This window comes from Kaarinaea lacus, assembly GCF_975902315.1.
On sequence record NZ_CDLKIE010000278.1, the window covers coordinates 1 to 9,796 of the forward strand.

A 9,796-nucleotide genomic window follows, 5' to 3' on the forward strand; every position below is an offset into this window, starting at 1 on the left:
GGGGATTCCCGCAGCCGTTTGTCCGCCGCGATCACCACGCCATAGGCCGCGGTAACGCCAATAGCCGGTGCGCCACGGACCACCATGTCCGTTATCGCCTGCGCGATACTCTCCACATCGGTAAATTCCAGGTAAATTTCTTCTGCAGGCAAGCGTCGCTGGTCCAGTAAAACCAGCTGATTGTTTCGCCATTGAACAGCGCGAATGGAATCATGTAAGGTCATTAAAAACTCTCTGGATCGCCTTTCTCTGTAAACTTTTTTTGTAACCTTTATTTTGTAAACTTTCTTTGTAAATCCAGGCTAATAAAAGTTTGTTAATACCACGTATTAGTAAATACTACGTAAATGTTGGTTAGTGAATACCGCGTCAGGGAAAGCAAATGTAACACCTTATTTCTACAGGCGCCAATGCCTACAGACAGCAAGATTCGCGCATCAGTCACGCAAAACCTTCCGGTACGAGAGGATAAACTTGCATCATAGGGCTGCTTACGAGTAAGGTTCAACCATGCAAACCGTTGACACACTGATACATGCTGAATGGATCATCACCGTCGATGCAAACGATACGGTGCTAACGCATCATACTATGGCGGTACACGAAGGCCGTATCATTGAGATTCTACCCTCAGAGAAGGCGCAGCAAAAATACCAAAGCGAAACGGTTCATACGCTCGAAAACCATGCGCTCATTCCAGGTTTAATCAATACCCACACCCATGCAGCGATGACATTGTTTCGCGGTCTCGCCGATGATTTGCATCTTATGGAATGGTTACAGGACCATATCTGGCCGGCGGAAGGTAAATGGGTGAGCGATGAATTTGTTCATGATGGCACCATGCACGCCGTGGCTGAAATGATTCGCAGCGGCACGACCTGCTTTAATGATATGTACTTTTTCCCCGATGTAACCGCTCGCGTCGTGGACAGTGTCGGCATGCGCGCAACCGTAGGATTGATCCTCATCGATTTTCCCACGGTCTGGGCCAGTGACGCGGACGAATACATCAGTAAGGGCCTTGAAGTCCATGACCACTATCGCAGTAATACACGGATCTCTACTGCCTTTGCACCTCACGCACCCTACACCGTTTCTGACGATCCACTACAACGCATTGAAACGTTGGCCGAGGAACTGGATCTGCCTGTACATATCCACGTACATGAAACAGCATTTGAGGTCAAACAGGCCGTTGACCAGACCGGTTTACGGCCACTATCGCGGCTTAGCGAAAAAGGCCTGGTATCGCCGCGATTGCTCGCAGTACACATGACGCAATTGACTGATGATGAAATCCAGCTTCTGGCAACCAGCAATGCCAACGTCGTACATTGTCCCGAATCCAATTTAAAACTGGCGAGCGGTTACTGCCCCGTGCAGCGTCTCATTCAAGCCGGCGTTAATGTTGCGCTGGGCACCGATGGTGCCGCCAGCAATAATGACCTGGATATGCTGGGCGAAATTCGCAGCGCCGCATTACTGGCAAAATCTGTGGCTGGTGACGCCAGCGCGATTCCTGCGCAGCAGGCCCTGCGCATGGCCACTATAAATGGTGCCAGGGCACTGGGCCTGGATGAAACCATTGGCTCCCTTGAAGTGGGTAAATCCGCCGATATAGTTGCCATCGATATGGGCGCACTGGAAACACAGCCTCTGTACCACGTGGTTTCCCAGCTGGTCTATTCCGCGACGCGCAACCAGGTCAGGCATGTTTGGGTGGCTGGCCAGCAATTATTGAAGGATAATGTGTTAACCACTATCGATGAACACGAGGTTATCGCCAAATCCCGTAACTGGCGGGACAAAATTTTCCAAAGCGATTTGGCGCAACAAACCGAAAAGCACTAACTTACAATGACAACTTTACTCATCAGCAAAAAATACCATGACACAAGCTACAGCGAAAAAACATAAAAGCCACAATGTCGATCCCAAGGAGATTGCCAAGTTTGAAGCCCTGGCTGCGCGCTGGTGGGATCCCAATAGTGAATTCAAACCACTGCATGACATCAATCCACTGCGACTGAATTTTATCAATGAGAAAGCCGGCCTGGCAGGTAAAAAAGTGATCGATGTCGGCTGTGGTGGTGGCATTCTCGCTGAAAGCATGGCACAAAGCGGCGCAACCGTAACCGGTATCGATATGGGCGAAGCACCCCTCAATGTTGCCCGGTTGCATGGCATGGAATCAGGTGTCGAGGTTGACTATCAACTCATTAACGCCGAAACGATTGCCGAACAACAGCCAGCGCAATTTGACATCGTGACTTGCATGGAAATGCTCGAACACGTCCCCGATCCCGGCAAGACAATCGACGCCTGCGCCAGGCTTGCAAAACCGGGAGGGCAGATTTTCTTTTCCACCATTAACCGTAATCCCAAATCGTTTTTATTTGCCATCATCGGTGCCGAATATGTACTACGTATGCTACCCAGGGGAACCCATGAATATCGTAGCTTCATTCGACCATCGGAACTGGAATCCTGGTCACGGCACGCGGGACTGACGCTGGAACATTTGACGGGTATGACTTATAACCCGTTTACCAAAACCTATTCATTGGGTCATGATGTTGATGTGAACTACATGATGCATTTCAGCAAGGCTGACTAGCAATACCTTACACTTAACTATCTATCACGGTAGGTCTAAACGACAAATGGAAACTGAATTTACTACCAGCGCAATTATTGCCGTCATTGTCGTTGTTTCAGTTGCGATCGCTTCTGCATTAATTGGGGCCCTGACTGTTTACCTGCGCAGCCAGTTAAAATTTACCCTGTTACGGGAAAAACATGCTGCATTGGAAGCTACGATGGAATCTGAACGCCACGCTTCCACTGAACGCATCGCTGAACTGGAGAAAGCCCGCGAACAACTCGCTGACACTTTTGGCGCATTATCCAATGAAGCACTTAAAGCCAACAGCTCGCAGTTTTTAAAACTTGCCCAGGAAAATCTGAAACAGTTCCAGATACAGGCACAAAACGAATTAACGCAAAAAGAAAAATCCTTTGAAAGCCTTGTCACACCTATCAAGGAAACACTGGAAAAAACCGAAAAACAAATTCGCCAGATGGAACACGAACGAAAGGAAGCGCATGGTGCTTTGACACAACATCTGCAAAGCATGCTGGAATCGCAACAGGCATTACAGGGTGAAACCCGCAATCTGGTAAATGCGTTACGGCGCCCCGAGGTACGCGGCCAATGGGGTGAGCTTACCTTGAAGCGGTTGGCAGAACTGGCCGGCATGGTCGAGCACTGTGATTTTTACGAACAGGAACACACGGCTACAAAAGAAGGTGCGATGCGCCCTGATATGATCGTTCGCATGCCAGGCGGACGCGAAATCGTCGTCGATGTAAAAACACCGCTGGATGCTTATATCAGTGCAGTAGAAACCAGTGACGAAACGATACGCACTCAACACCTGCAACGTCACACCAAAAATGTGAAAGAACGGGTGCGTGAATTATCCAGCAAAGCGTATTGGTCTCAGTTTACCCACTCGCCCGATTTTGTGGTGTTGTTTATACCTGGCGAACAGTTTTTGAGTGCGGCACTGGACAATGATCCAGGATTAATGGAATACGCCATGCAACAGAAAGTAATTCTGGCGACACCCACCAGTTTAGTCGCATTAATGCGCGCCATAGCCTATGGATGGCGACAGGAATCGCTCGCAGAAAACGCTGAGCAAATCCGCGAAGTGGGCAGCGAACTGTACCATCGCCTGGCAACGTTTACCGATCACCTGAGTAAAATTGGCAAAAGTCTTACCAGTTCAGTCCAGCACTTTAATAAAGCGGTGGGTTCACTGGATACACGCATCCTTCCCAGTGCCCGTAAATTTACCGAAATGGGAATTAGTTCGGAAAAGCCGATTGAATCTCTGTCGCAAATAGAAACGACCACAAGAAGCGTGGAATCTGCCACCGAACAGGAAGAAAAACAGACTGACCCGGTTCACTAGCACTACCCCGCTATTACCAATCACTCAGAGCGACTGCTCCTTTTTACTGTTCCTTAATGTCTTCATCCAGTTTATCGCGCAAGGCCTTTTTGCCCTCTTGCACAGCCGCCTTGCTCTTTTCCTTGGCTATCTCAGTGACTTCTTCAAAAGGATTGGCATAAAAAGGCCGGCCTTTGCCTATGTTCACCCCGAACCACATTCCCAACAGAAGCCCTATAACCAATCCAGCTATAAATTTTTTAAACCATTCCATAGCAATCTACCTGAAAAAGTAATTATTATTCGCCTATGGTAACTCAACACGATTTTCAAATACAGAATGCATACCAGCATTGCATTAAAATTGTACGATCTCACTACGAAAATTTTCCCGTAGCATCATTGCTGCTTCCGCGAAATTTACGACAACCCATTGCAGTCATCTACGCCTTTGCACGCTCTGCCGATGATTTTGCTGATGAAGGACAACTCACCCAGCAACAACGCCTGGAGAAACTTAACCGCTACTCCACGCTGCTTGAAACAATTAATGACATACCGCAAACAGATCCCATCTTTATTGCTTTACAGGATGTAATCAATAAACACCAATTACCTGTAAAACTATTTCACGATTTACTCACTGCGTTTAAACAGGATGTCACGAAAAAACGTTACCAGAATTTTAATGAGATACTGGATTACTGCCAACACTCTGCGAATCCGGTGGGACGTTTGCTGCTGCATTTAATTGGCCAGGCAACGCCAGAGAACCTGCAACGATCAGACAGCATATGCAGCTCACTGCAATTGATTAACTTCCTGCAGGATATTTTTCAGGACTATGATGAAAACGACCGTATCTATTTACCGCAAGATGACATGAAACAATATGGCGTTCACGAAGACATGATCAAGCAACAAGAGAGTACTGACGCCATGCGCACTTTAGTCAGCGAGCTGGCGCAACGTGCAAAATCCATGATGTTGTCAGGGACACCCCTGGGCAAACAAATCCCCGGACGCTTCGGCCTGCAATTACGAATGATGATCAATGGTGGCTTGCAAATTATAAAATTGCTTGAAAATCAAAAGGAAAATGTGTTCTCGCGACCCCGGCTGCAGCGTAAAGACTGGATCAAAATCGCACTCTACGCGATCATGAAAAAACCAGTTTATTAGACGCCACACAGAAAAACTTCATCCAGCTTGGAGGACATGGCACGAGTTGGTTATACTTTGAGATCTAGCAACAACAACAAAACACGATCTATGACGCCAGACGAATATTGTCAGGAAAAAGCCGCCAAAAGCGGTTCAAGCTTCTACTACAGTTTTTTGTTTCTACCACCTGAGCAACGCAAAGCAATAACTGCGCTGTACGCTTTTTGCCGTGAAGTAGATGATATCGTCGACGAATGTTCCGACCCGCAAATCGCGCGCATCAAGCTGCAATGGTGGCGTGACACCATGCGTGAAACAGTCAACGGTTCCCCTCAACACCCGGTCCAGAAAGCACTGGTAGATCCAGTACAAAACTTCGAACTGCCCTTAGAACTATTACTGGAAATTATTGACGGTATGGAAATGGATCTTGATAACAACCGCTATGCCACGTTTGACGATTTATCATTGTACTGTTACAGAGCGGCAAGTGTGGTTGGTCTGTTGGCAGCAAGGATTTTTGGTTACAAGGACCCCGCGGTACTCGATTATGCAAAAAACCTGGGCATGGCATTTCAACTCACCAATATTTTACGGGATGTGCGGGAAGACGCCGCCCGCGACCGAATCTATATTCCACAGGAAGAGTTAACACAATTCGGCGTATCCGAATCTGATATTGTCGAACATCGCTTTACTGACAACATGGCACGTTTATTAAAATACCAGTCTGATCGTGCGCATGCCTATTATCAAAAAGCGTTTGAACATCTACCGGAGCAAGATCGATATACACAACGCAGCGGTTTAATCATGGCTGCGATATACTTAAACACACTACAGGCCATCGAAAAAGATAACTACCGTGTGCTGGAGGGTCGCATTTCCCTGACACCCCTTAAAAAATTATGGCTGGCCTGGAAAACGGCCCGATCCGAGAAAAAGCGCCACAAAAAATACTTACAGACGTGTCGCACTTAGTGTAATCAACGATATGTCATTCACTATTCTGTCACTTAACTTCATTGCCGACCTGTGAATAAATCCAAACCCGTAACAATCGTGGGCGGCGGCTGGGCTGGCTTGACAACAGCTGTTGAACTGGTTCGCCACGATATTCCTGTTATTTTGCTGGAATCCGCCAAGCAACTGGGTGGACGGGCCAGACGTGTGCCGTTTGAAAACAACATCAAAAACTCCGATGAGCTAGCGGGTGCAACCAGCACCACCAACGGATCTAGCGGTAACAACGATAAAATCAGTGTCGATAACGGCCAGCATTTACTGCTAGGCGCCTATGATTCAACACTATCAATGCTGCGCACTGTCTCAATTAGCGAAGAAACCGTGCTAAAACGCGAAAAATTAGCTTTGAATATGAGGCGCCGCAAGGGACGAAATGTTAAGATTAAAACAGGTCGATTACCGGCACCGCTGCATTTAGCCTGGGGACTATTATTTGCGTCCGGGCTGACATTCAGCGATCGACTTAAAGCACTACAGTTTTGCAGGGCTTTGTTGAAAATGGATTTTACCATCCCGGAAGATGTCAGTTGCCTGGATTTATTTAAGCGTTTTCAGCAATCAGATACTGTCATCAAAACTGTATGGGAGCCACTCTGTATCGCAGCGTTAAATACACCCATAGAAACGGCTTCCGCCGTGGTGTATTTACGCATGTTACGCGAAGCATTTACGCACGCGGCCAGTGATTCAGACCTGCTTTTTCTGCGCGTTGATCTGGGTGAGGCCTATCCCGATCATGCAGTGAACTATATAGAAAAATATGGCGGCAATGTTCGCCTCGGCCAGCGAGTAATCGACCTGGACATCGACAATAAAAAAATAAAAGGATTAAAATTACAGGAAAGTGAAATAAAGTCGGACTTCGTCGTTCTGGCTACGCCACAATTTGCTACACGCAAACTACTGGCACCCCACGCAACGCTTTCCGATTTAACACAACAAATAACAAAATTTGAAACGCAGCCCATCGTTACGGTGTATTTACAATATCCGAAACAAGTAAAATTAGGCAACCCTATGATTGGCCTGGTTGACACATGCTCGCAATGGATTTTTGATCGTCGCTTGTATGGGCAACCTGGCTTGATGGCAGTCGTCATTAGTAGCAATGGGCCTCATATGGAACTGGATAACAACGCGCTTTGCGCCAAAGTGGAAGAAGAAATTGCCGGTTTCTTTCCGGCCTGGCCCAAAGCGAACCGCCGAATGGTGATTCGTGAGAAACGAGCCACCTTTGATTGTGTGACAGGATGCAATGATTATCGACCAACGAATAAAACATCAGTCGAGGGGCTTTGGCTGGCGGGTGACTATACTGATACAGGATTACCCGCGACTCTGGAAAGTGCTGTGCGTAGTGGCAAACGTTGTGCGCAATCAATTATAAAAACAATCCATCAATCGGGAGACAGTAGCTAAGATGCAGGAATATCATCCACAGGCAGGTTTGTTAAAAGATCGTGTTATTCTGGTCACCGGCGCGGGAGATGGTATCGGTGCCGCCGTTGCACAGGATTATGCAAAATATGGTGCGACTGTCATATTACTTGGGCGAACCCAGAAGAAACTTGAAAAAGTCTACGACCTGATAGAGCAAGCTGGTTACCCTCAGCCAGCGATTTATCCACTGGAACTGCAACTGGCTACACCCAAGGATTACAAAATTCTGGCCGCTACTATTAATAAAGAATTTGGCCGTCTGGATGGCTTACTGCACAACGCCGCTGTATTGGGAACACTCACCCCTATTGAGCACTATGATAACCGTTTATGGGCTCATGTATTACATGTCAATTTGAACGCTCCCTTTATGCTGACCAAAGCCTGTTTGCCACTTTTAAAGAAGGCACAGGAAGCCTCTATTATTTTCACATCAGCCAATGTTGGCTACAAAGGACAAGCCTATTGGGGGGCCTATGCTGTGTCCAAGGCAGCGACTGAAAACCTGATGGAGATTCTGTCCGAAGAACTGGAAGTGAACACGAACGTCCGTGTCAATAGCGTTGATCCGGGTCGCGTTCGAACCCGTATGAATGCCCTCGCCTATCCGGGTGATGATCCCAGCAATGTGCCGCTTCCCAAAGAAGTCACACCCGTTTATCTGTACCTGATGGGTCCAGACAGCGGTGGTGTTACCGGGGAACGTTTCGACGTGTAGCACCGAAAACGATCGGCAATCGCAATCATTCTTCCGCCAAATTTACGGCACATCAGCTTCATCGATTCCATAAGACCCTGTTTTACATATTGGTTTCAAGATTTCGTCAACTTGGCACGATATTCGCTGTAACCGCATTATTAATGATAATGAGGCTGGAGAGATGCCGCCCGTTCCACACACCGACAATAAAATACTGCCGGTTAAAAGTAATGGCAGCCTGACATCGATTTTAAACTCGAGTCAGACAAACAGCTTTGCAGATAAAAATCGTATTCTGCAAATCGCCGGGCTATTGCAAACATCATTAAATGTTGAGGAAATCATTTCTCACTTCAGTAACGAAATCAGCACAATAGTCGCCCACGATCACCTCAACTACATCAACGAAATCCTGGATATCAATTTTACTATTGGCAAGCGGGCGCGCTACTCGTGCACGTATGAACTCACCATTAACGAAAACAAACTTGGCATTATTAGTCTTACCCGAAGTAAAAAATTTACCGAGCAGGAAATCGAACAACTGGAAGGATTAATTTGCGCACTGCACTACCCTTTGCGCAATGCACTTTTATATAACGAAGCCGTACAGGCAGCACATAAAGATGCGTTGACCGGGATTGGCAATCGCGCCGCCATGACCACAGAGCTACATCGCCAACTGGAACTGGCATTTCGCCATGGCCGCTCACTGGGCGTAATCATGATGGATATCGACCACTTCAAAAAAATCAACGACAAGTATGGCCACGCCGTCGGTGATTTTGCGCTGCAGGCTTTGGTGGAATGCGCTGAAAAAAGTGTACGGATCTCTGATTTAATGTTCCGTTATGGCGGTGAAGAATTCGTCATTGTGCTGCCGGAGACCGATGAGTCCGGCGTATTAAGACTGGCCAAGCGAATTCGTCGTCGTGTGGAAAAGCTGGAAACCCGGATACAGGGGCAAACTATTCCGATGACAGTCAGTGTTGGCATCGCCACATTACAGGAATCAGACGATGACAAAACATTTATAGAGCGTGCCGACGAGGCACTTTATAAAGCAAAACGCGATGGCCGGAATTGTATTCGCATTGCTTCGTGATAATTAACCCGGATTTTTTGGTACAACTTGTTCATCCATAGCAATATCCAATCGTAGTAAAAGCAGTTGCACACATAGTAGTAATGCCTCCCCAATAGAGCATGACATCTTTTGATTTCATGCTCTTTTTTTTCGCCCCACCTTCTTTTTCGGTTTACGTGAACTACGGGATGGTTCATTTTTAGTTTTAGTTTTAGTTTTGGTTTTTGTTTTGGTTTTTGTTTTTGTTTTAGTCTTGGTAATAGTCTTTTTGTCCTGCTCAAACGGGGAAGGCAGTTGAACAGAGGCATACAATAGCTCAATCTGTGGTTTCGTTAACGCTTCACATTTACCTTTTCTCAGGCCACGCGGCAGCCGCACATTACCAAATAAATTCCTTGCCAGTCGATTCACCTGCAC

10 protein-coding genes and 1 pseudogene are annotated in these 9,796 nt (G+C 47.0%); 8 read left to right on the forward strand and 3 right to left on the reverse strand.

Annotated elements, in window-relative coordinates; all coding sequences use genetic code 11:
* Positions 1-224: pseudogene (locus ACWVCM_RS08705) on the reverse strand (hypothetical protein); the annotation flags it as partial.
* Between the two features lie 286 nt (positions 225-510).
* Between ACWVCM_RS08705 and ACWVCM_RS08710 the strand changes: the two are divergent.
* From ACWVCM_RS08710 to rmuC, 3 genes are read left to right on the forward strand one after another with little or no spacing between them, the layout of a single operon-like run.
* Positions 511-1,854, forward strand: a complete 1,344-nt coding sequence (locus tag ACWVCM_RS08710) for a TRZ/ATZ family hydrolase (RefSeq protein ID WP_455201348.1) — start codon at positions 511-513, stop codon at positions 1,852-1,854.
* A 37-nt stretch (positions 1,855-1,891) separates the two neighbouring features.
* Positions 1,892-2,620, forward strand: a complete 729-nt coding sequence (gene ubiG / locus ACWVCM_RS08715) for a bifunctional 2-polyprenyl-6-hydroxyphenol methylase/3-demethylubiquinol 3-O-methyltransferase UbiG (RefSeq protein WP_455201349.1) — start codon at positions 1,892-1,894, stop codon at positions 2,618-2,620.
* A 46-nt stretch (positions 2,621-2,666) separates the two neighbouring features.
* The gene (gene rmuC, locus ACWVCM_RS08720) at positions 2,667-3,983 is read left to right on the forward strand and encodes a DNA recombination protein RmuC (protein WP_455201350.1); all 1,317 of its coding nucleotides are present in this window, start codon (positions 2,667-2,669) and stop codon (positions 3,981-3,983) included.
* 43 nt (positions 3,984-4,026) lie between these two features.
* Here rmuC and ACWVCM_RS08725 read toward each other — a convergent pair whose 3' ends face one another.
* Positions 4,027-4,236: a hypothetical protein gene (locus ACWVCM_RS08725; RefSeq protein ID WP_455201351.1), complete on the reverse strand. Its 210-nt coding sequence runs from the start codon at positions 4,234-4,236 to the stop codon at positions 4,027-4,029.
* A 35-nt stretch (positions 4,237-4,271) separates the two neighbouring features.
* Here ACWVCM_RS08725 and hpnC point away from each other — a divergent pair, with 35 nt between their 5' ends.
* The 5 genes from hpnC to ACWVCM_RS08750 all read left to right on the forward strand — a co-directional run bounded on the left by hpnC (position 4,272) and on the right by ACWVCM_RS08750 (position 9,397).
* Positions 4,272-5,144: a squalene synthase HpnC gene (gene hpnC / locus ACWVCM_RS08730; RefSeq protein WP_455201352.1), complete on the forward strand. Its 873-nt coding sequence runs from the start codon at positions 4,272-4,274 to the stop codon at positions 5,142-5,144.
* 36 nt (positions 5,145-5,180) lie between these two features.
* Positions 5,181-6,107, forward strand: a complete 927-nt coding sequence (hpnD, locus tag ACWVCM_RS08735) for a presqualene diphosphate synthase HpnD (protein ID WP_455201353.1) — start codon at positions 5,181-5,183, stop codon at positions 6,105-6,107.
* Between the two features lie 54 nt (positions 6,108-6,161).
* The gene (gene hpnE, locus ACWVCM_RS08740) at positions 6,162-7,571 is read left to right on the forward strand and encodes a hydroxysqualene dehydroxylase HpnE (protein WP_455201354.1); all 1,410 of its coding nucleotides are present in this window, start codon (positions 6,162-6,164) and stop codon (positions 7,569-7,571) included.
* A 1-nt stretch (position 7,572) separates the two neighbouring features.
* A complete protein-coding gene (locus ACWVCM_RS08745; protein ID WP_455201355.1) occupies positions 7,573-8,310 on the forward strand; it encodes a YciK family oxidoreductase in 738 nt (245 codons plus the stop codon).
* 163 nt (positions 8,311-8,473) lie between these two features.
* Positions 8,474-9,397, forward strand: coding sequence for a GGDEF domain-containing protein (locus ACWVCM_RS08750; RefSeq protein ID WP_455201356.1), 924 nt, complete (start codon positions 8,474-8,476; stop codon positions 9,395-9,397).
* 117 nt (positions 9,398-9,514) lie between these two features.
* On the opposite strand, the gene ACWVCM_RS08755 is transcribed toward ACWVCM_RS08750, so the two are convergent.
* Positions 9,515-9,796: hypothetical protein (locus tag ACWVCM_RS08755; protein WP_455201357.1), on the reverse strand; the 282-nt coding region annotated here is incomplete at its 5' end.